This window comes from Sinomonas sp. (assembly GCF_051955515.1).
In the GTDB taxonomy this organism is placed as follows: Bacteria; Actinomycetota; Actinomycetes; order Actinomycetales; family Micrococcaceae; genus Sinomonas.
This window is the reverse complement of sequence record NZ_JBQCGQ010000205.1, coordinates 1-22,314: the sequence shown is the minus strand read 5'-3', so window position 1 is coordinate 22,314 and position 22,314 is coordinate 1. Positions and strand designations below refer to the sequence as shown.

20 protein-coding genes and 1 pseudogene are annotated in these 22,314 nt (G+C 68.9%); 11 read left to right on the top strand and 10 right to left on the bottom strand.

The annotated features are described in order from the left end of the window. Window positions 1-571, top strand: a pseudogene (locus ACTHL9_RS12030) (serine hydroxymethyltransferase); the annotation flags it as partial. Window positions 572-600: 29 nt separating this feature from the next. Then, the gene (locus ACTHL9_RS12025; RefSeq protein WP_440519360.1) at window positions 601-2,016 is read left to right on the top strand and encodes an L-serine ammonia-lyase; all 1,416 of its coding nucleotides are present in this window, start codon (window positions 601-603) and stop codon (window positions 2,014-2,016) included. A gap of 2 nt (window positions 2,017-2,018) precedes the next feature. Here ACTHL9_RS12025 and ACTHL9_RS12020 read toward each other — a convergent pair whose 3' ends face one another. Beyond that, entirely contained in the window at window positions 2,019-2,579 is a 561-nt protein-coding gene (locus tag ACTHL9_RS12020; RefSeq protein WP_440519358.1) for a type 1 glutamine amidotransferase domain-containing protein, read from the bottom strand. 100 nt (window positions 2,580-2,679) lie between these two features. Between ACTHL9_RS12020 and ACTHL9_RS12015 the strand changes: the two genes are divergently transcribed. Then, window positions 2,680-3,759, top strand: a complete 1,080-nt coding sequence (locus tag ACTHL9_RS12015; RefSeq protein ID WP_440519356.1) for a lipid II:glycine glycyltransferase FemX — start codon at window positions 2,680-2,682, stop codon at window positions 3,757-3,759. A 27-nt stretch (window positions 3,760-3,786) separates the two neighbouring features. Beyond that, window positions 3,787-5,250, top strand: a complete 1,464-nt coding sequence (locus tag ACTHL9_RS12010; RefSeq protein ID WP_440519354.1) for a threonine/serine ThrE exporter family protein — start codon at window positions 3,787-3,789, stop codon at window positions 5,248-5,250. A 22-nt stretch (window positions 5,251-5,272) separates the two neighbouring features. On the opposite strand, the gene ACTHL9_RS12005 is transcribed toward ACTHL9_RS12010, so the two are convergent. Together ACTHL9_RS12005 and ACTHL9_RS12000 are read right to left on the bottom strand one after the other, a co-directional pair. After that, window positions 5,273-6,118, bottom strand: coding sequence for a siderophore-interacting protein (locus ACTHL9_RS12005; RefSeq protein WP_440519352.1), 846 nt, complete (start codon window positions 6,116-6,118; stop codon window positions 5,273-5,275). A gap of 18 nt (window positions 6,119-6,136) precedes the next feature. Next, window positions 6,137-6,868 carry a uracil-DNA glycosylase gene (locus tag ACTHL9_RS12000; RefSeq protein WP_440519350.1) on the bottom strand — a complete coding sequence of 244 codons (732 nt, stop codon included), beginning with the start codon at window positions 6,866-6,868 and terminating at the stop codon, window positions 6,137-6,139. Window positions 6,869-7,019: 151 nt separating this feature from the next. Between ACTHL9_RS12000 and ACTHL9_RS11995 the strand changes: the two genes are divergently transcribed. The 5 genes from ACTHL9_RS11995 to ACTHL9_RS11975 all read left to right on the top strand — a co-directional run bounded on the left by ACTHL9_RS11995 (window position 7,020) and on the right by ACTHL9_RS11975 (window position 12,164). Then, window positions 7,020-7,316: a DUF3263 domain-containing protein gene (locus tag ACTHL9_RS11995; RefSeq protein ID WP_440519362.1), complete on the top strand. Its 297-nt coding sequence runs from the start codon at window positions 7,020-7,022 to the stop codon at window positions 7,314-7,316. A gap of 47 nt (window positions 7,317-7,363) precedes the next feature. Further along, window positions 7,364-7,996, top strand: a complete 633-nt coding sequence (locus ACTHL9_RS11990) for a LytR C-terminal domain-containing protein (protein WP_440519349.1) — start codon at window positions 7,364-7,366, stop codon at window positions 7,994-7,996. After that, window positions 7,996-9,240: an ABC transporter substrate-binding protein gene (locus ACTHL9_RS11985; RefSeq protein ID WP_440519347.1), complete on the top strand. Its 1,245-nt coding sequence runs from the start codon at window positions 7,996-7,998 to the stop codon at window positions 9,238-9,240. The genes ACTHL9_RS11990 and ACTHL9_RS11985 overlap by 1 nt, the downstream gene beginning before the upstream one ends. Window positions 9,241-9,456: 216 nt before the next feature. Further along, on the top strand, window positions 9,457-11,085 hold the full coding sequence (gene groL, locus ACTHL9_RS11980; protein ID WP_440519346.1) for a chaperonin GroEL: 1,629 nt from the start codon (window positions 9,457-9,459) through the stop codon (window positions 11,083-11,085). A gap of 149 nt (window positions 11,086-11,234) precedes the next feature. After that, on the top strand, window positions 11,235-12,164 hold the full coding sequence (locus tag ACTHL9_RS11975) for an RNase H family protein (RefSeq protein ID WP_440519344.1): 930 nt from the start codon (window positions 11,235-11,237) through the stop codon (window positions 12,162-12,164). A gap of 4 nt (window positions 12,165-12,168) precedes the next feature. Here the strand turns inward: ACTHL9_RS11975 and ACTHL9_RS11970 are convergent, their stop codons facing one another. From ACTHL9_RS11970 to ACTHL9_RS11940, 7 genes are all read right to left on the bottom strand, one after another. Continuing rightward, window positions 12,169-12,456 (bottom strand): WXG100 family type VII secretion target, encoded by a 288-nt coding sequence (locus ACTHL9_RS11970; protein ID WP_440519342.1) that lies wholly within the window; start codon window positions 12,454-12,456, stop codon window positions 12,169-12,171. Between the two features lie 50 nt (window positions 12,457-12,506). Continuing rightward, on the bottom strand, window positions 12,507-14,045 hold the full coding sequence (locus ACTHL9_RS11965) for a sensor histidine kinase (RefSeq protein ID WP_440519341.1): 1,539 nt from the start codon (window positions 14,043-14,045) through the stop codon (window positions 12,507-12,509). A 1-nt stretch (window position 14,046) separates the two neighbouring features. Beyond that, on the bottom strand, window positions 14,047-14,760 hold the full coding sequence (locus ACTHL9_RS11960) for a response regulator transcription factor (protein ID WP_171042438.1): 714 nt from the start codon (window positions 14,758-14,760) through the stop codon (window positions 14,047-14,049). Window positions 14,761-14,889: 129 nt separating this feature from the next. Further along, complete coding sequence (locus ACTHL9_RS11955; RefSeq protein ID WP_440519339.1) at window positions 14,890-16,692, bottom strand: hypothetical protein; 1,803 nt, start codon at window positions 16,690-16,692, stop codon at window positions 14,890-14,892. A 233-nt stretch (window positions 16,693-16,925) separates the two neighbouring features. After that, the gene (locus ACTHL9_RS11950; RefSeq protein ID WP_440519337.1) at window positions 16,926-18,569 is read right to left on the bottom strand and encodes a DNA repair helicase XPB; all 1,644 of its coding nucleotides are present in this window, start codon (window positions 18,567-18,569) and stop codon (window positions 16,926-16,928) included. Window positions 18,570-18,572: 3 nt separating this feature from the next. After that, the gene (locus ACTHL9_RS11945) at window positions 18,573-20,969 is read right to left on the bottom strand and encodes a helicase-associated domain-containing protein (protein ID WP_440519335.1); all 2,397 of its coding nucleotides are present in this window, start codon (window positions 20,967-20,969) and stop codon (window positions 18,573-18,575) included. Between the two features lie 4 nt (window positions 20,970-20,973). Next, entirely contained in the window at window positions 20,974-21,186 is a 213-nt protein-coding gene (locus ACTHL9_RS11940) for a hypothetical protein (RefSeq protein WP_440519333.1), read from the bottom strand. A 117-nt stretch (window positions 21,187-21,303) separates the two neighbouring features. Between ACTHL9_RS11940 and ACTHL9_RS11935 the strand changes: the two genes are divergently transcribed. Together ACTHL9_RS11935 and ACTHL9_RS11930 are read left to right on the top strand one after the other, a co-directional pair. After that, on the top strand, window positions 21,304-21,681 hold the full coding sequence (locus ACTHL9_RS11935) for a cold-shock protein (RefSeq protein ID WP_138418425.1): 378 nt from the start codon (window positions 21,304-21,306) through the stop codon (window positions 21,679-21,681). A 1-nt stretch (window position 21,682) separates the two neighbouring features. Then, complete coding sequence (locus ACTHL9_RS11930; protein WP_440519331.1) at window positions 21,683-22,222, top strand: DUF3027 domain-containing protein; 540 nt, start codon at window positions 21,683-21,685, stop codon at window positions 22,220-22,222. The last annotated feature ends 92 nt before the right edge of the window (window positions 22,223-22,314 follow it).

Here is a 22,314-nt window from a genome sequence, read left to right as displayed (position 1 = left end):
CGGGATCATCCTGACCAACGACGCTGACCTGGCGAAGAAGATCAACTCGGCCGTGTTCCCGGGCCAGCAGGGCGGCCCGCTCGAGCACGTGATCGCGGGCAAGGCGATCGCGTTCAAGATCGCCGCCTCCGAGGAGTTCCGCGAGCGGATGGAGCGCGTCCTGGCGGGGGCGAAGATCATCGCCGAGCGGCTCACGGCCGAGGACGTGAAGGCCAAAGGCATCGGCGTCGTCTCCGGCGGCACCGATGTGCACCTGGTGCTGGTCGACCTGCGCAACGCGGACCTGGACGGCCAGCAGGCCGAGGACCGGCTCGCCGCCATCGAGATCACGGTCAACCGCAACGCGGTCCCGTTCGATCCCCGACCGCCGATGGTCACTTCCGGCCTGCGGATCGGCACCCCGGCGCTGGCGACCCGCGGCTTCGGCGAGGCGGCGTTCCGCGAGGTCGCGGACGTCATCGCCGAGGCCCTCATCGCCGGTCCCGAGGCGGACCTGAGCCCGCTCAAGGCCCGCGTCGAGGCCCTGGCCACCGCCCACCCGCTCTACCCGGGCGTCGCCAACCTCGCCTAGCGCGCCCACCAACCAGGAAGGATCCCGACATGGCCGTCGGCGTCTTCGAACTCTTCTCCGTGGGCATCGGCCCCTCGAGCTCCCACACGGTGGGGCCGATGCGGGCCGGGGCCGTGTTCGCGCGCGAGCTGCGCGAGCGCGGACTGCTCGAATCGGCCGCGTCGCTGCGAGTGGACCTCTACGGGTCGCTCGCGGCGACCGGCCGCGGCCACGGGACGTTCACGGCCGTGCTCCTCGGTCTCGAGGGCTTCGAGCCCGAGGAGATCCTCCCCGAGCAGGTCGAGGAGCGCCTCGCCTCGATCGCGGCGACGGGCAGGCTCAACCTCGCCGGCGCCCTCGAGCTTGAGTACGGGGTGGAGGACATGGTCCTGCACCCGCTCACCGTCCTGCCCCGGCACACCAACGGGATGAGGTTCCAGGTCTACGGGCCGGAGCCCGAAGGAGACACAGCCGGAGCGACCCTCCACGAGGCGACGTTCTTCTCGGTGGGCGGCGGCTTCATCGTCCGCGAGGGCGAGGAGCAGACCGCGCAGCAGGAGCTCGAGGAGTCCAAGAAGGAGCTCCCGCTGCCGTTCCGCACCGCGGCCGAGCTCCTGGGGCGCTGCGCCTCCAAGGGCCTGGCGATCAGCGACATCATGCTCATCAACGAGAAGGCCTCGCGCAGCGAGGAGGAGATCAGGGCGGGGCTCCTGCATATCTGGGAGGTCATGGAGGCCTGCGTCGAATCCAGCCTCAAGCGCGAGGGGCTCCTCCCCGGCGGACTGAAGGTCCGCCGTCGTGCGCCTGACTGGCACGAGCGCCTCCTGAAGGAGGACAAGGACCGGGACCCCAAGTACTGGCAGGAATGGGTGAACCTCATCGCTCTGGCGGTGAACGAGGAGAACGCCTCCGGCGGGCGGGTCGTCACCGCGCCGACCAACGGCGCCGCCGGGATCATCCCCGCAGTGCTGTACTACGCGCTCAACTACGCCCCGGGCATGGAGAACGCCACGCAGAAGGACCGGGACGACGTCGTCGTCCGCTTCCTGCTCGCCGCCGGCGCCGTCGGGGTGCTCTACAAGGAGCAGGCCTCGATCTCGGGCGCCGAGGTGGGCTGCCAGGGGGAGGTCGGATCGGCGTCGTCCATGGCCGCCGCGGGGCTGGCCGAGGTCCTCGGCGGCACCCCCGCCCAAGTCGAGAACGCGGCCGAGATCGCCATGGAGCACAACCTCGGCCTCACCTGCGACCCCATCGGCGGGCTCGTGCAGGTGCCCTGCATCGAAAGGAACGCCATCGCCGCGGCCAAGGCGATCAACGCCGCGAAGATGGCGCTCTGGGGCGACGGCTCGCACCGCGTCTCCCTGGACGAGGTGATCGTGACCATGCGCGAGACCGGCAAGGACATGAGCAGCAAGTACAAGGAGACCGCGATGGGCGGCCTCGCCGTCAACGTGGTGGAGTGCTAATTTCAGGCTTTCGCGTGCTGTCCCTCGGCGATCTCCTCGAGCATCTTCGAGCAGAACGCCTCGAGGTCGTCCGGCTTGCGGGACGTCGTGAGGCCGCGATCGGTCACCACCTCGCGGTCCACCCAGTTCGCGCCTGCGTTCTTGAGGTCCGTCTGGAGCGAGGGGTATGACGTCATTTCGCGCCCCCTAACGGCGCCGGCCTCGATGAGGATCCACGGCCCGTGGCAGATGGCGGCGATGGGCTTGCCCGCATCCACGAAGGCCTTCACGAACTCGATGCCCTTCTGCTCGAGGCGCATCTTGTCCGCATTCACGGTGCCGCCGGGGAGCACGAGCGCGTCGAAGTCGTTGGGGTCGGCCTGATCCAGGGTGACGTCCACGGGGAACGACTCGCCGTGATCCCAGTCGCCCTTCATGGCCTGGATCTGCCCCTCTTGGGGTGAGACGAGCGCCGGATCGCCGCCAGCTTCCTGAACCGCCTTCCACGGCTCGGTCAGCTCGACCTGCTCCACACCGCTGGTCAGAAGGAACGCGACTTTCTTGCCTTTGATGTTGTTCGCCATATCCCGTCGCTACCCACTCGGCGCGCGGCAAACCGCCGACCCGCCGACGACTACACTGGCCTAGGCCCCCCGAGACCTGACCGAAGGGAAGCACCCCACGTTGAGCAGCTTCACCGCGCGCTTCGCCAACCCGGACGAGATCGAGCACTGGGACAAGCACGTCACCGCCAACCCCAATGGCGGGAACCTGCTTCAATCCGCCGCCTTCGCCGCGGTCAAGCAGAATTTCGGATGGGACGTCCGCTACCTCGTGCTCGAAGGCGGAGAAGCCCCGAGCTACAACCTGATCCTCGAGAAGTCGTTCCCCGTGCTCGGCCGCCTCTGGTACCTGATCAAGGGCCCGGATGTCGCTTCCGTCGAGGACGTGCCGCCCGCGCTCGAGGCCCTGAAGGAGCTCTCCGAGCGCGAGCGGCTGCGGGTGTTCGCTATCAAGATCGAGCCGGACATCGTCGACTCCGAGGAGGCCCGTTCGGTCCTCTCCGGGGCGGGGCTCGTCAAGACCTTCAACCTCCAGCCCAACGACTCCACGGCCATCCTGGACATCACGCCGGATCCGGGCCCCCTCCTTCGCACGCTGCATTCGCGGGGCCGCAACGCGATCCGCCGCGCGCAGCGGGAGGGCGTCGAGGTCGAGGTTGCCGAGCCGACCCTTGAGAACTACCGGACCATGCACTCGCTCATGACTGGGACGCTGACCACGAAGTCGCGCAGCGGCGCCCAGGTCCGCAGCTTCGAGTACTACCGCCAGTTCTGGACGGAGTTCACGTCGCGGGGCCAGGGCCGCCTCTACTTCGTCTACGAGAACGGGCGGCCGTCCGTCGGCGCATTCGTGATCAATTACGGGCGCAAGGCCACCTACAAGGACGGCGGGTCCCTCCAGAACCGGTCCCAGTACGGCGACTCGCACCTCGTCCAGTGGACCGCGATCGAGGACATGAAGGCGCTCGGCTGCACCGAGTACGACTTCTGCGGGACCCCGCCGGCGGACAAGCTCAAGGACACCTCGCACCCCTTCCACGGCCTCGGCCTGTTCAAGACGTCCTTCACCAAGTCGGTCACCGACTTCGTGGGAGTGTGGGACTACGTGGTGGACAGCTCGCGCTACACGGCATGGACGACGGCGGGCGAGCGGCTTGCGCGGCGAGTGTACACGCGGCGCACGGGCCAGCAGTTCTATTAGGCCCGGACTTCCACAAAGGAGCGGCACATGGGAGAAGAGGAGCCCCGCACCCAGCCGATGCCTCCGATTCCGCCCGCTCAGGCACGGGCGAACGCCGCCGCGGTGCGGATGCTGCGTCGGCTCATCACGGGGGACAGCCCGCCGACGGCCCCGCTCTCGATCGTGGACCGTCTGGCCGGCAGCCCGTACGCGAACCCGCGGATCCAAGTCGGCGGCGTAGACGAGTCCGCGCGCAGGACCCTGGATTTCGCGCTGCTGCTCGCCGAGACGATGTTCCGCTACGGCGCCGGCGCCCTTGAGGTCGAGGCCTCGATGATCGCCGTGACGGCGGCCCTGGGGCTCCAGCACATCGAGGTGGACATCACCAACCAGTCGGTGGCCATCAACTATGCCCCGCGGGACCAGACCCCGATCCAGCTCCTCCGCGTGGTGCGGTCCTGGACGAGCAACTACGCGGGACTCGCGCTCGTGCACCAGCTGGTGAGCGAGATCGCGGCGGGCGGTGTGGCCAGAGACGAGGCCACGCGCCGCCTCCAGGCCATCACGAAGCGCACCAAGCCCTTCCCGAAATGGGCGGTCACGGCGGCCTATTCGCTCTTCGCCGCCCTGTTCGTCGGCGTCCTGGGCGGCGGCCTCACGGCCTCGCTCATCGCGTTCCTCAGCAACCTTGGCGTCTCGCTCGTGGGCCGCGCGATGGCCCGATGGCGGTTCCCGGACTTCTTCTCGACCCTCGCGAGCGCGTTCCTCGTCACACTCATCGCGCTCCTCGTGTTCTGGGCGCAGGTTCCGATTGCCCCGGCGATCGTGGTCGTCGGAGGGATCCTGCTGCTGCTCCCGACCGCGCGTCTGGTCTCGGCCACCCAGGACGCCATCAACGGCTTCCCCGTAACCGCCGCTGGGCGCTACCTGTCGGCGTTCCTCACGTTCGCGGCGCTCGTTGCGGGCATTGCCGTCGCCTCCCTCGCCGCAGAGCTCCTGGGCGTCACCCGCATCGACGTGACCCAGACGTTCCCGGCCGCGTACCCGTACTGGGTCCAGGTGCTCCTCATCGGGGGCGCGGTCGCGGCGATCGCCATCACCGAGCAGACCTCGCGGCGGCTGGTGATCCCGACGGCGCTCGTGGGCATCGTCGGCTACCTCGCCTTGACCGGCGCGCAGCTCCTCGGCGTCGGCGACCGGATCTCGCCAGCCGTGAGCGCCGTGGTCATCGGCTTTCTCGCCCGGATCGTGGCGCTGCGGATGGGGGCGCCGCAGCTCGTCGTCGCCGTGCCCGCCGCGCTCATCCTGCTCCCCGGGCTGACGATCTTCCGCTCGATGTACGTCGCGACCCTCGACGCCGCCCAGCTCTCAGCCGGCGCGGGCGGGATGCTCACCGCGATGGCCATCATCTTGGGCGCCGCAGCGGGCATCGTCCTCGGCGACAATCTGGGCCGCCCGTTCACCCGCAGCGTCGCCTCCGTGGAGCGCCGGCGCCGCTGGATGCGGCGCTAGATCTGGCCGGGAGACTACCGCTTCAGATCTGCCCTACGGGCAGTTTCTTCTCTTCCTGGAACTGGTCCTCCGCGCGACCGTGCGCCCAGTAGCCCGAGAGGGAGAGCTTCTCGCGGGGGAGGCCGCGCTCCTTGAAGATGGCCCGGAGTTCCTTCATGGCGCCCCGCTCGCCGTGGGCGAAGACGTTCGGTGTCCCCGGAAGCCACTCGGCCGAGGCAACAGCCTCGGCGAGGACGAGCGTCTCGCCAGCTGGCTGTCCGTCGCGCGAGAGCCACCGGAGCTGGACCCCCGCGGGCGCGGTGAGCTCGAGGACGTCATCGTCGGAGGGGGCCTCGAGGAACGCCATGCCCTTCGCGTCAGCGGGAAGGGCCTCGAGCGCCGCCGCGATCGCAGGGAGAGCGGACTCATCGCCCGCGAACAGGTGCCATTCGGCCTGGGGATCGGGGGAGTAGGCGCCGCCAGGGCCGGCGCACACGAGCCGATCGCCCTGCTTCGCGGCGGCCGCCCAGGGGCCCGCAAGGCCCTCGTCGCCGTGGACCACGAAATCGATCGCGAGCTCCCGCGTCTCGGTGTTGAACCACCGCACCGTGTAGGTGCGCGTCACCGGCCACTGCTCGGCGGGGAGCGTCTCCTTGAGGGCGGGAATGTCCACCGGTCCCTCCGGCCACGCGCCCTCGGGAAGCGTTGTGGGGAACGAGATCTTCACGTACTTGTCCGTGAACCCGTTGTCGGAGAAGGCGTCGAAGCCCGGTCCGCCAGCCACGACGCGTACGAGGTGCGGCGTGAGCCGCTCGGTCCGCGCGACGACGAGGTCCAGCGTCGGACGCGGCTTCTTGGCGGGCGCCGCGGTCGTGGTGGCTGAAGTCATGCGGCCCAGCCTAACGGGTCACACCCAGACGATCGGAGCCGCGCCCTGTTCGACAAGTAATGTATTGGCACGGCTGAACGGACGGGAGCCGAAGAATCCCCTCGAGGCGCTGAGCGGCGAGGGATGGGCCGAGGAGATGACGGGCGTCGCGCCGAGGAGCGGCTTCATGGCGAGGGCGTCCTTGCCCCAGAGGATCGCCACCAGAGGCTTGCCGCGTTCGACAACCGCGCGGACCGCGGCATCGGTCACCGCCTCCCAGCCCACGCGCCGATGTGCGCCGGACTCCCCGGCGCGGACCGTGAGCACCCTGTTCAGCAGGAGCACTCCCTGCTCCGCCCAGGCGGTGAGGTCGCCGCACGACGGCGTGTTGCCGACGTCGTCCCGCAGCTCGCGGAAGATGTTGGCGAGGCTCCGAGGCAGCGGAGCGACGTTGGCGGCGACCGAGAAGCACAGCCCCATCGAGTGGCCTGGGGTGGGGTAGGGGTCCTGCCCCACGAGGAGGACCTTGACCTCGGAGAGCGGCTCCCGGAATGCGCGCAGCACCGCAGGCGGCGGGGGAAGGACGACGGCGCCGCCTTCCGCATCGTCGGCGGCCCGGCGCAGCGCTGTGCGCAGCTCCGCCTCGACCGGCGCGAGGGCAGGAGCCCATTCGGGGTGCACGAGCGATTCGAGCGGCGCGGAGGCCATCGCCGAGAGGCGCTGCGCCTCGTCATCCCCCGGGAGCTCGAAGAGTGGTGGAGTCTCGGTCACAGGACCCAGTCTCCCACCGACGCGAACCGCGTACCGCTCCTGAATGACACCGGTGTAGTTCCCTCCTACACTGGTGGGCAGCACACAAACGTCGGCCGAAGGGGAGTGGGGCGTGGGCGCAGCTGAGGCGCGCGAGGAGCACGACGGCGACATCCAGCACAATGGCGACATCCAGCACAATGGCGACAATCGCGGGGCGGGACTCACCGAGCGCGAAGTCCAGATGCTGGCCCTCGAACGCAACTGGTGGAAGTACGCCGGCGCGAAGGAGCAGGCCATCCGGGAGCTCTTCGATCTCTCGGCAACGCACTACTACCAGCTGCTCAACGCCCTCATCGACACCGAGGCGGCGCTCGCCCACGATCCGATGCTCGTCAAGAGGTTGCGTAGACTAAGGACGTCGCGGCAGCGCGCACGGACGGCTCGTCGCCTGAGCGGCAGCGCGTGAGCGCGCCGCGGTCCCCAGCACAGCACCGGACGAGGACCCCTGACGCCATGAGCACTTATCCCCGCGACGAGTTCGACGACGTCCCCGAGAGCCCGAGGCGCCAAGGCGTCCATCGCTCCAAGGCGACCGTCGAGTCGAGCCGCCGTGGCTTGGCGTTGGTGTTCGCCGTCGCCGCCGTCGTGGTGCTCGGTCTCCTCGGCGCGTTCTTCATCGGTCCGAAGTTCATGAACCAGACCGCTGCCTCGTCACCGACCACGAGCAGCCAGAAGACCTCCGCAACGGGGTCCACGACGCCCACGCAATCGGCGACCCAGACCCCGACGACCGCTTCGTCTGCCCCTCCGGCCACCAGTTCCGAGGCGCCTACGAGTTCCGCTCCGACGCCCTCCGCCCCGGCGGGTGCCGATCACAGCCTCGCCGTGGGCGTCTACAACGCAACCACGACGGCGGGCCTCGGCAACCGCGTCGCGACCACGGCACGCACCGCGGGCTGGTCCGTCGCCGCCGTCGGGAACTGGTCCGGAACGCCCGTCAGCACCTCGGTGGTGTTCTACCGCGACGCGAGCCAGAAGGCCTCGGCAGACGCGCTCGCGGCGGATCTCGGGATCGGAACCGTGCTTCAGGCGCAGCAGCTCGGCTACCCGCTGGCGGCCGTGATCGGCCCGGGGTACACGGGCTAGTGCTTCGGAGGGCGTCCGCCGGACTCGCCGCCCTGGCCCTCGCGCTCGCCGCGGGGATCTCGGCCTGCGGCGCGACGGCCGGCAACGCGCGCCTCGCCCAGACCGAGGCGTCGGGCGACGGCGTGCTCCGCATCGGCCTCCTGCTCGACAACGCTGGGAGCCAGGCGTTCCTCAACGACGCCCAGCGGGCCGCCGTCGAACTCGCGGTCCAGCAGGCGAATGCGGCAGGCGGGCACAAGGGGCGGCCGATCGAGCTCATCCCGCCCAAGCCCTCGACGGACACCGCGGCAGCGGCGCGCGACCTCGTGGCGGCGAAGGCCGACGTCGTCGTCGGCCCCACCGACTCGACCCACGCTCCGGCCGCCATCGACGTCCTGAGCAAGGCGAAGGTCGTCCTGATCTCGCCCGCAAACCTCGACGCCTCCCTCTCGACCTACTCGAGCGGCGGCTACTACTTCCGCACCGCGGCGTCCGAGACGTCGGAAGGCGCCGCGCTCGTCGCCCTCGCCCACGCGGGTGACGCCCGGAGCGGCGCGATCGTGCGGCAGAAGGGCACGTCTGGGAAGGCCGTGGGCGACGCGGTCGCGAGCGCGGCCGCAGCGGCAGGCCTGGGTGAGAAGGGCAGCGCAGAGTTCACCGGCCACGACGCGCGCTCCGCCGCCGCGGGGGCCGTCGCAGCCGGTGCGGACGCGGTGGTCGTCGTCGCCCGCGACGAGGCTCAGGCTGTCCTCGCTCAAGTGCACGACGGCGGTGTGCCCGGCGCGAAGCTCCTGCTCTCCGACGGGGCGGTGGGCCAGTACGGCACGGGGCTGGCCAGCGGCGCGCTCGACGGCGCCCGCGGCCTCGTCCCAGGCGCCTTCCCCAACTCCGGCTTCCAGACAGACGTTCTGAAGCAGGATCCGGGCCTGAAGGACATGACCTTCGCGGCCGAGGCGTACGACGCCGCCGCGCTGGCCATCCTCGCCGCCGGAGCGGCCCAGGACGACGGCGGAGCCTCCATTGCCTCGCATCTCGTCGGCGTCTCGGGCGGCACCGCGTCTGGCTCGGGCCAGCGGACCAAGTGCACCATTCTGACCGAGTGCCTCTCCCTCGAATCGAAGGGCACGGCCGTGGACTACGACGGGCAGTCCGGCCCGATCGGCTTCGACGCCAACGGGGACGTCACAGCCGCCAACTTCACGGTCTTCCGCTTCGGTGCGGACAATCGGGGACGCATGGTCGGGTCCCAAGCCGTCGCGCGCTGATGGCCCCGGCGCTTGCACTCAACCCGGTCGAGTGCTAATTATTGACCTAGCACTCCTACCGGCAGACTGCTAAGTCGACCGGTTGGGGGGAAGGGAACACCTCGCTGGGGTGAGGCGTCTGCCAACCGGGAAGGAACGGGAGGCTGGCGCCGGCCGTCGCGGGCGCTGCAGCGGGTGCGCTCACCACACGATCGTCCCGAAAGGACAGAAGCCGTCATGGCCAAGATCATTGCATTCGACGAAGAGGCCCGTCGCGGCCTCGAGCGCGGTCTCAACCAGCTGGCCGACGCTGTCAAGGTCACCCTCGGCCCCCGTGGCCGCAACGTCGTCCTTGAGAAGAAGTGGGGCGCCCCCACGATCACCAACGATGGCGTCTCCATCGCCAAGGAGATCGAGCTCGACGACCCGTACGAGAAGATCGGCGCGGAGCTCGTCAAGGAGGTCGCCAAGAAGACTGACGACGTCGCTGGCGATGGCACCACCACCGCCACCGTCCTCGCGCAGGCCCTCGTGAAGGAAGGCCTCCGCAACGTCGCCGCAGGCGCCGACCCGCTCTCGCTCAAGCGCGGCATCGAGAAGGCCGTCGACGCCGTCACGGCCGAGCTCCTCGAGTCCGCCAAGGAGATCGAGACCAAGGAAGAGATCGCCGCGACCGCGTCCATCTCTGCCGGCGACACCCAGATCGGCGAGCTCATCTCCGAGGCCCTCGACAAGGTGGGCAAGGAGGGTGTCATCACCGTCGAGGAGTCGAACACGTTCGGCCTCGAGCTCGAGCTCACCGAGGGCATGCGCTTCGACAAGGGCTACCTCTCGGCGTACTTCGTCACTGACGCGGAGCGCCAGGAGACGGTCCTCGAGGATCCCTACATCCTCATCGTCAACTCCAAGATCAGCTCGGTGAAGGATCTCGTCGCGGTCCTTGAGCGCGTCATGCAGGCCAACAAGCCGCTCCTCATCATCGCTGAGGACGTCGAGGGCGAGGCTCTGGCCACGCTCATCGTCAACAAGCTCAAGGGCACGTTCAAGTCCGTCGCCGTCAAGGCTCCTGGCTTCGGCGACCGCCGTAAGGCCATGCTCACCGACATCGCGATCCTCACGGGTGGCCAGGTCATCGCCGAGGAGGTCGGCCTCAAGCTTGAGAACGCCACCCTCGAGCTCCTGGGCAAGGCCCGCAAGGTCGTCGTGACCAAGGACGAGACCACGATCGTCGAGGGTGCCGGCGATGCCGAGCAGATCGCCGGCCGTGTCGCGCAGATCCGTGCCGAGATCGAGAACTCCGACTCGGACTACGACCGCGAGAAGCTCCAGGAGCGCCTCGCGAAGCTCGCCGGCGGCGTTGCCGTCATCAAGGCTGGCGCCGCGACCGAGGTCGAGCTCAAGGAGCGCAAGCACCGCATCGAGGACGCCGTCCGCAACGCGAAGGCTGCCGTTGAAGAGGGCATCGTCGCCGGTGGTGGCGTGGCCCTCATCCAGGCCGGTGCCAAGGCCTTCGCAAACCTCAACCTCGAGGGTGACGAGGCCACGGGTGCCAACATCGTGAAGATCGCGATCGAGGCTCCGCTCAAGCAGATCGCCTTCAACGCTGGCCTCGAGCCGGGCGTCGTGGCCGACAAGGTCCGCGGCCTGCCCGCCGGCCACGGCCTCAACGCCGCCACGGGCGTCTACGAGGACCTCCTCGCCGCCGGCGTCAACGACCCGGTCAAGGTGACCCGCTCTGCCCTGCAGAACGCTGCCTCGATCGCCGGCCTCTTCCTCACCACCGAGGCCGTCGTTGCCGACAAGCCCGAGAAGGCTGCCCCGGCCATGCCGGGTGGCGACGACATGGGCGGCATGGGCGGCTTCTAAGCCTCCCAGCGTCTATCGCGCGCAATGCGCGCCAGCGCATGCCGACGCACGACGGCGGGGTCCCCACTTCGGTGGGGGCCCCGCCTTCGTCTGTTTCGGGTACACCAACTGACACTTCTCTGTCGGCCGGTTCTGGCAGGATGGACGGCATGACCATCACCGCCGCCGCAGACGGTTCTGCCCTCGGAAACCCCGGCCCCGCAGGCTGGGCGTGGTACGTCGACGAGGACCGCTGGCACGCCGGAGGCTGGCCCCACGGGACCAACAACCAGGGCGAGCTCATGGCGGTCCTCGACCTGTTCCGGTCCACGGCCCACGTTCCCGACGAGCCCCTTCACATCCTGTGCGACAGCCAATACGTCATCAACTGCGTCACCAAATGGCTTCCCAACTGGAAGCGGCGCGGCTGGAAGAAGGCCGACGGCAAGCCCGTGCTCAACGCCGACCTCCTGCGGCAGATCGATGACGAGCTGGTGGGACGCACGTACAGCTTCGAATGGGTGAAGGGCCACGCCGGCCACTCGCTCAACGAAGCCGCGGACGCCCGTGCGCGGGCCTGTGCGACCGCCTTCCAGGCCGGGGCGGCACCGGTAGAAGGCCCAGGGTTCGGCGGAGCGCTCGCTGCTCCGATGCCCCTCAGCGCCGGGCGCACCAGCTCCGCACCAATCCAGAACGATCTCTTCGCAGAGGCAGCAGGCGAGGTGGCCGTCGAGGCCCCGCCAGCTCCGTCCCCGACGGACCGCGAAATCGACGCCGTCGTGGAACTCGAGCAGGAGCTCCTCGACCCGGAGGTCCGCTCCGACTTCGGTCAGCTCGCGTACCTTCTGCACCCCGACTACCGGGAGGTTGGGCAGTCCGGCCGCCTCTGGGATCGCGACGAGACCGTGGAGGCCCTCGGCGAAGAGACCCAGCGCCACGAGGCGTTCGAGCTCTTGGAGGCCTCACGGCTCGCCCCCGACCTCATTCAGGTGCTCTACCGGACTGAGAGCAGGAACGGTTCAGCTCTCCGCAGCTCCCTCTGGCAGCGGACCGAGGGCCGCTGGCGCCTCCGCTTCCATCAGGGCACGCCGGAATCCTGAGCGGCTACTGGAACAGGCGCGCGTTGTTGCTCTCGATCTCCTGATAGGCGGAGCTCGCCTGCCGCAGCGCGAGGCCGATGGCATCGAGCGCGCCCTCGACCTGGGTCTGGGTTCCGGACCATTGGATCACGACGGCCTGGAAGTTCGTTGCCGCCTGCCCCTGCCAGCTGCCGTTGAGGCTCTCTAGGTCACCGCGAAGGCTCCTCACCTCCGCGCGCACCCGCTCGACCGCCGCCGCGACCTTCTGGGCACTCGCACTCATGTGTTCGGTATCGGCCTTCAGCACAGCCATCGACATCCCCTTCGTTCGTGCGGCGGACCGCGCCCGCCGTCACCACGACCCTAGGCCGCGCCGTCGCCCCCCGGGCCCCGGCCGCCGTCGTATGTGGATAACATCGGCGAATTCCGCGGCGGCTCCGCCGGAGGGTCGGGGATGTTCTGGTAGGGGAGGGCGATGACGAAGGTCGCGCCGCCGCCCGGAGTCGGGCGATGGCGGACGCTTCCTCCGTGCGCTCCCACGATGGCGGCGACGATCGCGAGGCCGAGGCCCGTGCCCCCGGTCTCGCGCGTGCGCGACGTATCCGCGCGATAGAAGCGTTCGAAGATCTTCGGCGCGTCCTTCTCTGAGATGCCGGGGCCGTGATCCCGCACCTCGAGCACCGAAACCGGCTGACCGTCGTCGTACGAGGTGCCGACTGCTATCTCCAGGGGTGAGCCGGCGGGCGTGTAGCGCAGCGCGTTTCCCACCAGGTTCCCCACGACCTGCCGCAGCCGCCCCTCTTCGCCGAGAGCCGGCGCTGCGGACGGCGCATGCCCGTCGTGGAGTCCCACGAGCCGCACGGGGCGGTCGGGGGCCGAGGCTTGGACGTCGACGACGGCGTCGTGGCCGATCGGGAGGAGGTCGACGGGCCGCAGGAGCACCGGCCGCTGCTCGTCGAGCCGGGCGAGCGTCAGGAGGTCCTCCACCATGGTGCCCATGCGCTTGGCCTCGCTCTCGATGCGGCCCATGGCCATGCCCACGTCGTCCGGGTTCGAGAGCGCGCCGTGACGGTACAGCTCCGAGAATCCGCGGATCGTCACCAGTGGCGTCCGGAGCTCGTGCGAGGCGTCCGAGACGAAACGGCGCATGCGCCGCTCCGAGTCCATACGGTCCTGGAAAGCCCGTTCGATGTGGGCCAGCATGGCGTTGAGCGACGACGACAGGCGCCCGAGCTCCGTTCCCGGGGCCTCCTCGTCGACGCGCTGGGACAGGTCTCCGGCGGCAATCGCGGCGGCGGTCTTCTCCACCCGGCGCAACGGCCGGAACGCTCGGGTGACGGTCCACGACGCAACGAAGAAGACCAGGGTCAGCGTGAGCACGCCCACGCCGATCTCGAGCAGGAGCGTGTGGTTCATCGCCTCGTCCACGTTGGTCAGCGGAAGCGCGATGAGCATGGCGGCACGCTCGCCCGTGCTCGCGATCCGTACCGGAATCGCGATGTAGCGCCAATCGGAGTCGTGGTCCGTGCCGTTGGCCTGGCGGATGAGGTGCTGGCTCTGCATCTGCTGGGCCTGATCCGGGGTGATGGCGCCGACGTCGGGTCGCACGGCGTTGGGATCAGGGACCGGGTAGGTGCGGGGGGGCGCCCCCGACGTGTACAGCACGAGGACGTAGTCGGTCGGCAGCTCGGGGTTCGGGGTGGTGAGCAGGAGGTCGATGTTCTGGTTCTGCTGCGCGTAGTCGGATGCGGCGACGAGCTTATCGTCGACCTGCGCCACGAGGAACGCGTGCAGCTGCGTGAGGGTGCCCGCGCTCGTGAAGACGATGGCGGCCGTCAGCAGCACCATCATGATGGCGACCAGCTGCGTCCGCAGCGACGCCGTCTTCCAGCGCGTCAGCACTTCAGCGCTTCTCTGCCGTCCTGAGGACGTACCCCACGCCCCGCTTGGTCTGGATGAGGCTTGGCCCGTTCGCGTCGACCTTGCGGCGCAGGTAGGAGATGTAGGACTCGACGATCGAGGCGTCCCCGTTGAAGTCGTACTCCCACACGTGGTCGAGGATCTGGGACTTCGAGAGGACGCGGTTCGGGTTCAGCATCATGTACCGGAGCAGCTTGAACTCGGTGGGGGAGAGGTCGATCGTGACGCCGCCCCTGCGGACCTCGTGCGCGTCGTCGTCGAGTTCGAGGTCGTCGACGCGGATCACCGCGTCGTCGTCGAGGATCGGCTGGGTACGCCGCAGAACGGCGCGGATGCGCGCCACGACCTCGTCGAGGCTGAAGGGCTTGGTCACGTAGTCGTCGCCGCCGACGGTGAGGCCCTGGACCTTGTCCTCGGTCTCGTCCTTCGCGGTGAGGAAGAGGACCGGCACGTGGCGCCCGGAGGCGCGGAGCTTCCGAGTGACCGTGAAGCCGTCCATGTCCGGCAGCATGACGTCGAGCACCACGAGATCCGGTGCCTGCTCCTCGGCCGCCGTCAGGGCCTCCCGCCCATTGCTCGCGGCGATGACCTCGAAGCCTGCGAAACGCAGGGAGGTCGAGAGCAGTTCGCGGATATTCGGCTCGTCGTCCACGACGAGGAGCTTTGCCTCGGGTCCCGTCTTCTTCACGGTTCCCATCGTGCGCCCAGTTTCTGAGAACTTGCTGGATGCCTCCTGTGAGGGGATGGACCCGCGGCTGGAAACGGGAGCGTCCCCAGCCGTTGGGCCGGGGACGCCATTTCCCTCAGGGTGGCTCAGCTGCAGGGCTCAGCCGTTGTTGTTGGTGAAGTTCTCAACGCCGCAGGTGGACGAAGCCGTCTGGTTGTTGCCATCTCCGGAGTAGCTCGAGGCCCAGCGCCAGGTTCCGGCCGTGGTGGCGTGGAAGGTGGAGTTGGTCGTGCTGTAGGTGCCGTTGCCATTGACGCTGACTGTCTGGGTCAGCGCAGGGGTTCCGGCGCAGGTCACGTCGCTCGGAGCGTACAGGTTGAACGTGATCGACCCGGTGGGGCTGAACCCGGCGGACAGCGCGAAGTTGTCGTTCGGGATCAGATCCTGCGCGGTGGCCACGGTCGGCTGGGCCTTGGTGACCACGAGCTGTTCAGAGGTGCACGGGCTCGTTGCGCCGTTGTTGTTGGCGTCGCCGCTATAGACGGCCTGCCAGTAGTAGGTGCCGACGGTGTTGAACGTGACGGCGTTCGAATCAGGCACCGCACCGTTGGAGACCGTCACGGTTCCGGCACTCTGGGCACCCGCCGAGCAGGTGTTGTTGGTGTAGACCGTGTAGGCCACGGTGCCGCCCGCGGTCGAGGTCGCCCCCGTAAGGGTGGCCGAATCATGGACGGAGCCTCCCACGGTGACCGTCGAGGCCGACAAGGTCGTGGCGATAGTGGGACTGTTCGGGTAGTGGTTGGTGTAGGTGCAGGTCACGTTCTGCCCGTTGCCCAAGGCGATCGACGCCGTCTGGCCCGTGATCGTTGCCGCGCTCGCGGGATCACAGGTCAGGGAGACGAAGTTCCACGGGGCGCTCTGAGCAGCCTCGGTCACGCCATACGTGCCGGCCGAGAGCTTGGGGTACGTCGTGGAACCGCCGTTCTGCAGGCTGAACGTGGATGGGGTCAGGTTGGACGTCGTGTAGGCGAACGACGTCGTGTCCCCGGCGGGTGCGTTCTGCGTCACCTTCTTGACCGTGATGCTTCCGCAGTTGGAGATGTTGACTGCGACCGGGGCGATGAAGTCCTTTATCTCGGCCGTGAACGACGACGAGGACCGGCTCTTGACGAACGTGCTGCCGAACGCTTCGCAGACTCCCGGGGGGAACACGCCGGCGGCGGTCAGGTCGATCGCTGCCTCGCCGAAGAGTCCGATGCCCAGACTTGGCGTTCCGGTTTGGAGAGGATCAACCACCGGAACGGTGTTGACGGCGCCCTGAGAGTTGGTGCCGTTCAGGCTCACGTGGTTGCCCCAGCAGGGCAGGGCGTTGGCTGAGAAGCATTGGCTGACGGTGTTGCCCGCTGCAGCTGTGAGCCAGGTGTTGAGGCCCAGCGTCGGAGTGCCGCTGCCGCCGAAATCATAGGTGACCAGAAGGTCCCCCGCTGTCCGGTTGAGAGTAACCGGACCTGTAGTCGTTCCGGTGAAGCCCGCCGTGGCCTTCTGGTTGATTTCAAAGTCAAGGTTGGCGTTGCCGATGTTGACCAGGCGTTCCCAGCCCAGATACAGGAAGATGTGCCCGTTGCTTCCCTGCTCTGAGGACTCGTAGAACCGGGTGAGATCATTCTTGTTCGGCGGGATGGATCCGCTCACTATGCTGACGGCGGCGTTGTCTTCCTTGGTCCCTTGGCCGAAGGAGTTGTCGCTGCTGCCGGAGGGTAGATCGATGCCGGTGTTGAGGCCGGCGACGTTGGCCCAGTCGGTGTTGCCGGCCGTATTGACGACGAGGTTCCCGTCGTCGCCCTCGAAGGTGCTCCCTGAGAGGAGTGCTGCAAAGGCCGGCTGCCCTGAAGTGGCGCCAGCTATGACGAGTCCGGCCGTGGCCAGACACGCACCCCAACGGGTGCGGTGGGTGAGTTTCATGGGGAAGTCCCTCACGTGCGAGGTGAATCGGGGTTGGCTCCCAGTAGCCAGGAACGGGTGCGCCGAACAAGGCGGCGTTGTCCTATGGCCTTCCGCAACGGCAGGCTCGCTCCCCAGCTGGCCCGAGACCGGATGCTTCCCCGCTCCGGCCCGAAACCGATTGTACTGAGTTGAAACGAGAATGTGACATACATCACATTTTCAATTCGAGCCAATGTGCCGAGAGCCTGCTCTCAGTCCTTGGCGAGATCCCCGGCGTCGACAATCCGGTACGCATAGCCCTGCTCCGCGAGGAAGCGCTGCCGCTTGGCGGCGAACTCCTGATCGAGCGTGTCCCGCGCCACGAGCGCGTAGAAGCGCGCGGTCTTGCCGTTCGCCTTGGGCCGCAGGAGCCGGCCCAGCCGCTGGGCCTCCTCTTGCCGGGACCCGAAGGACCCCGAGACCTGGATCGCCACCGAGGCCTCCGGCAGATCGATCGAGAAGTTCGCGACCTTCGAGACCACAAGCCGGTGGAGCTCCCCTGCGCGGAACGCGTCGAACAGCCGCTGGCGCTCCTTGACGCTCGTTGATCCCTTGATGACCGGCGCCTTGATGCGTTCGCCGATCTCGTCCAGCTGGTCGAGGTACTGCCCGATCACGAGCAGCTGGTCCTTCGCATGCCGGGCGACGATCCGCTCGACGACCGCCGTCTTCGTCTCGCTCGACGCGCACAGCCGGTATTTGTCGGCGTCCTCGGCCATCGCGTACGCCATGCGCTCCTCGCGCGGGAGGTCCACGCGGACCTCCACGCAATCGGCGGGTGCGATGTAGCCCTGCGCCTCGATGTCCTTCCACGGTGCGTCGTACCGTTTGGGCCCGATGAGCGAGAAGACCTCGCCCTCGCGGCCGTCCTCCCGGACGAGGGTCGCGGTGAGGCCAAGACGGCGACGCGCCTGGAGGTCCGCGGTCATCCGGAAGATCGGCGCGGGCAGGAGGTGGACCTCGTCATAGACGATGAGGCCCCAGTCGTTCTTGTCCACGAGCTCGAGGTGCGGATAGAGCCCTCCGCGCTTGAGGGTGAGCACCTGATAGGTGGCGATGGTCACCGGCCTGACTTCCTTGACGGACCCGGAGTACTCGCCAATCTCATCCTCGGTCAGGCTGGTCCGCTTGAGCAGCTCGTCCTTCCACTGCCGGGCGGAGACTGTGTTGGTCACCAGGATGAGGGTGGTGGAGGACGATTGCGCCATCGCAGCGGCCCCCACGAGCGTCTTGCCCGCCCCGCAGGGAAGGACGACGACGCCGCTGCCGCCAGCCCAGAAGTTCTCCGCGGCAAGGCGCTGGTAGGGCCGGAGGGTCCACCCCTTCTCCTCGAGCGCGATGGGATGGGGCGTGCCGTCCACATAGCCGGCACGATCGTCGGCGGGCCAGCCGATCTTGAGCAGCAATTGCTTGAGCTGGCCGCGCTGCGAGGAATGGACGACGACGGTCTCGCCGTCGATGCGCGGACCGAGGAGCGGCGCGATCTTCTTGGCGCGCAGCACCTCCTCGAGCACGGGATAGTCGTCCGTGCGCATCACGAGGCCGTGCTGGGGGTCCTTCTCGAGGCGTAGACGGCCGTAGCGCGACATGGTCTCCTCGATGTCGAGGAGGAGCGAATGCGGCACCGGGAAGCGCGAGTAGCGCAGGAGCGTGTCGAGGACGGTCTCGGCGTCGATCCCGGCGGCCCGGGCGTTCCACAGGCCGAGCGGCGTCAGCCGGTAGGTGTGCACATGCTCGGGGGCACGCTCGAGTTCTGCGAACGCGGCGATCGCGTGGCGTGCCTCGGTCGCCTGGGCATGCTCGACCTCGAGCAGGATCGTCTTGTCGCTCTGGACGATCAGGGGGCCATCGCTCATCTTCTACGCCAATTCAACATCGATGATCCGGTGCACGCTCAGCACCCGCTCGGTTTCCCGTTCGGGGTCGAACACCCGCACGCGGCCCGCCGAGATCGAGACAGGACGCAGTTCCTCGACCGTGGAATTTCCGAGGGCGTCGACGATATTCAAGCGTACTGCCCGCTTGAGCCGGATGGCCTTCTGAAGCGTCTCGATCCCGAGCATGGGGGCTGCCTCGTCCCCGTTGCCGGTCACCGCGGATTGGTTCCGCAGCACGGCGAGCTGGGCTTCGACGTCGTCCTGTGAGGGGACGGCGAGCCTCGGCGTGGGCCTCACGAGGCCAGAGGAGGCCGCCGCGCCCCGCCCGCGCTGGAGCTTCACCATCGGATCGAGCGAGGAGTCGACGGCGGGCGCGAGCCCGAGTTCGCGGAGCACCAGCGCGACTTCCTGAGGGGTCGCGTTGCTCACGAGGACGGTCGGCGCGATCTGGGTCAGCCCGAGCTGCTGGGCCGCGCCTTCGTGCAGCAGGGCCGCCAAGGAGGCTTCGTCGTCGCTCGTGATGAAGGAACCCGCACGCCCGACTCGGATCCGGCCGTAGCGCGCGGCGGTGTCCTCGACGAGATAGGCGAGCGGCTGCGGAACGGTCGTCTCGGCATGCTGGGCGAGAAACGCGGAGATCGAGGCCGCGTCTTCTCCGGCGTCGAGCGCGCGGCGGAGGCTCGCGGCGGAAAAGCGGTAGATGGTGGCGGGCCCGCGGCCCTCGGGGTCGGCGAGCAGCGCGAGGCGCCGCGCGAGGCCGGGTTCGAGATAGCCCGGCGCCACCGCTGTGAGATCGGCCTGGAGGAGGATCTTGTCCACGCTGCGCGGGAGGACTTCCTCGAGGAAGGCCAGGAGCCCGTCGAAGTCGCCGTGGAGCACCGCGGCGCCTGCGCGGGTCACAGCCCCTGACCCCAGGAACCCCATCATCGTCGCCTCGGCGAGGACGCCGTCGAGCAGCCCGCGCAAACGACGGGCGAGGCGCGGCTGGGCCCATTCGAGCCGCGTCCGGATGTCCGCGGCGGTGACGACGACGGCCCGTCCGTCCTGGGAGCCCGCCTCCGAGCTCAGCTCCGCAGCGGCTTCGAGGATGCGGCGGCGCACCGCCGCCGCGTCGGGCCGTTGGCCCTCGCCGGACAGGGGCGCAAGCTGCCCCCCGCCCTCGGGCGACATGGCGAGGGACGGCACGCGCGGCGAATCGAGCCAGGCGCTCGCCACCACGAGCCATTGCTCCGGACGCGAGAGGGAGAGCCACTCGTCCGCACCGGTCGCACGCCATAGGGACGTGTCGACGTCGAGCGTGATGATGCCTGCTGCCGCCGCGAGCTCAAGGGCGAGGACGGTCTGATCGGGGTCCGCTCGGAGGGCGGTGGTGAGCCGGCGCAGCTCGCGCGTTCCCACGCCACCGGCGCGCAGCGTCTCCACGGCGCGCTCGCCGGCCTCGACAGCGAGGGCGCTCACGAGGCGGAGGACCTCGCTGATGGCTCCCAAGGCTGCGTTGCGCCTCAGGGCGGTGCTGGTGCTTCCCACGGGCGGGGCCGGCGGGTCGAGGGAGAGTTCGGGGACGATCCGGCCGCCGCGCAGAGCCAGCCCGACCGGGCGGGGAAGCTCCACATGCTCATCGTCGAGCGGCACGAGGAGGCCGTGCGAGAGGAGCCAGTCGACCGGGTTGTCAGTGCGGCGTCCCGGCTTGACGCGCGCTTCAGCATGCGGGACGGCCCCGACGGGCCAGTTGGTGAACTTGGCGAGGACCTCGCGGGCCTTCGCCGGAGCGCTCTCGAGCGCCTCGGGCAGCGCGGCCCACCGCTCGAGGGCGTAGGCCGCGGCGATGTGGTGCTCCACGTGCTGCTGCTGGGCGGCCGCGGGGATCGAGTTGACGATGCCGGGCGCCCGCTCGGCGAAGAACTGCGACACCGAGGTGAGCTCGGTGTAGCACCGGCCGAGGCCCGCGGGATAGCTTCCGAGCACTTCGCGCACCCGGGCGACCGGCTGGTAGTAGCGCCGGCGGCTCCCGGAGGCCGAGTGGATGGAATCGGGAGGATCCGCCCTGTAGATGAGGGCGAGCTGGGAGAGCTCGGCAAGGATGGAGTCGAGGGTGCCGAGCGTGGCGTTGCCTACGGCGTGGCGCAGTTCTACCGCGCTGCCGCTGCGGCCCTCGTCTTCGTCCGTGGTGAGGACGAGCGCCTCGAGGACCTCGAGCTGGGGTTTCGAGAGCGTCTCGAGGGCCCGCTGCAGGCTCACTCGGGCGCAGGCCCGTGCGGCGAGCGCTGCGAAATCGGGAACGCCGGGCGTGATGAGGTCCGGCCTGACGGCGAACAGCCTGCGCAGGGAATCATTGCCCCGGGCAGCCAGTTCTTCGGCGAGAGCGCGGATCGACGACATGCCGCTAGCGCTTCCTCCTCTCGACATAGGCCGCGACGAGCGCGGCACCCAGACAGGCGAAGGCGAGCGGGAGGCCGTAGAGCACGACGGCGGCGATCCAGCCCGGGGGCGTCTGGCCTTCCGCTGCGAGGGCGAGGGCGAGCGCAACCATGGCGATCGAGAAGACCGCGACGGCTGCGCCGCCCCACGAGGCGACGCGGCGGAAAGTTGGCGCCATGACACCAAACCTAACAGTGACGGCGGCTCCGCGCTGGCTGACACAGTAATCTAGGAAGAGCGCGCCGGGACGTCGGCGTACCTTCTCTCTCCTTCACAACAGATTGGGGTCAGGGCAGTGCCCACTGGCAAGGTCAAGTTCTTCGACAAGGCGAAAGGCTTCGGCTTCATCGCGGGCGATGACGGGCACGAGGTCTTCCTGCCGGGCAGCTCGGTGCCCGCCGGGGCCGGGGAGATCAAGACCGGAACGCGTCTCGAATACGGCATCGCCGAGGGTAAGCGCGGCCCGCAGGCACTCGGTGTGCGCGTCCTCGAGAAACTGCCGTCGGTTGCCCGAGCCAAGCGCATGCCCGCGCGCGAGCTCGCCCCGATCGTCCAGGACCTCGTCAGCGTCCTCGACAACCTCTCCGGCCAGCTGGCCAAGGGGACGTATCCGGAGAAGGGCGCGACGATCGCCGCCGCCCTCCGCCGCGTCGCGGACCAACTCGACGTCTGACATGACTAACCAGATCCCCTCGGGAAGCCCGCTGTCGGCACGGCCGAAGCCCCGCGTCGGTGTGCCTGTGTGGCGGATGGGCCGGCCGGACGCCTATCTGGCCAGCGCCGTCGAGCAGGCCCGTGCCGCGCTCGTGGACGTGGTCGATCCCGAGCATGTGGGATCGCACCTCGCGGCCAAGAGCGAGGGCGAGCGCCTCGTAACCCACCTTTTCGAGTGCCTGCGCCCGGGCTACCGCGGCTGGACCTGGTACGTGACGGTGGCAAGGGTATCGCGCTCGAAGATCGTCACCGTGAGCGAACTGGGCCTGCTCCCCAGCGAAGGCTCCGTCCTCGCGCCCGAATGGGTGCCGTGGGCCGAGCGCGTGCGCCCGGAGGACAGCGAGCCTGCTGAGCAGCAGGATGAGGCTGGGGCGGACGAGGCGGAGGCTGAAGAATCAGAGGCTGATGCAGACGAGGCTTATGCAGACGAGGCCGAGGCAGACGAGGCCGCGGATGCGGAGGCGGCAGGCATCACAGATATCGACGACGAGATCGACTGAACCGGTCTCATCAATCACATAGAAGGGCCCGACGGCAGCTTGCGTCTGGCCCTAGTGGGATTGATGATGCTATAAGACTCGCAGCTTGCCGA

Coding starts and splice junctions, on each gene's coding strand:
- ACTHL9_RS12025 (WP_440519360.1), top strand. CDS start 601: ATGGCCGTCGGCGTCTTCGAACTCTTCTCCGTGGGCATCGGCCCCTCG.
- ACTHL9_RS12020 (WP_440519358.1), bottom strand. CDS start 2,579: ATGGCGAACAACATCAAAGGCAAGAAAGTCGCGTTCCTTCTGACCAGC.
- ACTHL9_RS12010 (WP_440519354.1), top strand. CDS start 3,787: ATGGGAGAAGAGGAGCCCCGCACCCAGCCGATGCCTCCGATTCCGCCC.
- ACTHL9_RS12005 (WP_440519352.1), bottom strand. CDS start 6,118: ATGACTTCAGCCACCACGACCGCGGCGCCCGCCAAGAAGCCGCGTCCG.
- ACTHL9_RS11990 (WP_440519349.1), top strand. CDS start 7,364: ATGAGCACTTATCCCCGCGACGAGTTCGACGACGTCCCCGAGAGCCCG.
- groL (WP_440519346.1), top strand. CDS start 9,457: ATGGCCAAGATCATTGCATTCGACGAAGAGGCCCGTCGCGGCCTCGAG.
- ACTHL9_RS11975 (WP_440519344.1), top strand. CDS start 11,235: ATGACCATCACCGCCGCCGCAGACGGTTCTGCCCTCGGAAACCCCGGC.
- ACTHL9_RS11970 (WP_440519342.1), bottom strand. CDS start 12,456: ATGGCTGTGCTGAAGGCCGATACCGAACACATGAGTGCGAGTGCCCAG.
- ACTHL9_RS11960 (WP_171042438.1), bottom strand. CDS start 14,760: ATGGGAACCGTGAAGAAGACGGGACCCGAGGCAAAGCTCCTCGTCGTG.
- ACTHL9_RS11955 (WP_440519339.1), bottom strand. CDS start 16,692: ATGAAACTCACCCACCGCACCCGTTGGGGTGCGTGTCTGGCCACGGCC.
- ACTHL9_RS11950 (WP_440519337.1), bottom strand. CDS start 18,569: ATGAGCGATGGCCCCCTGATCGTCCAGAGCGACAAGACGATCCTGCTC.
- ACTHL9_RS11945 (WP_440519335.1), bottom strand. CDS start 20,969: ATGTCGTCGATCCGCGCTCTCGCCGAAGAACTGGCTGCCCGGGGCAAT.
- ACTHL9_RS11940 (WP_440519333.1), bottom strand. CDS start 21,186: ATGGCGCCAACTTTCCGCCGCGTCGCCTCGTGGGGCGGCGCAGCCGTC.
- ACTHL9_RS11930 (WP_440519331.1), top strand. CDS start 21,683: ATGACTAACCAGATCCCCTCGGGAAGCCCGCTGTCGGCACGGCCGAAG.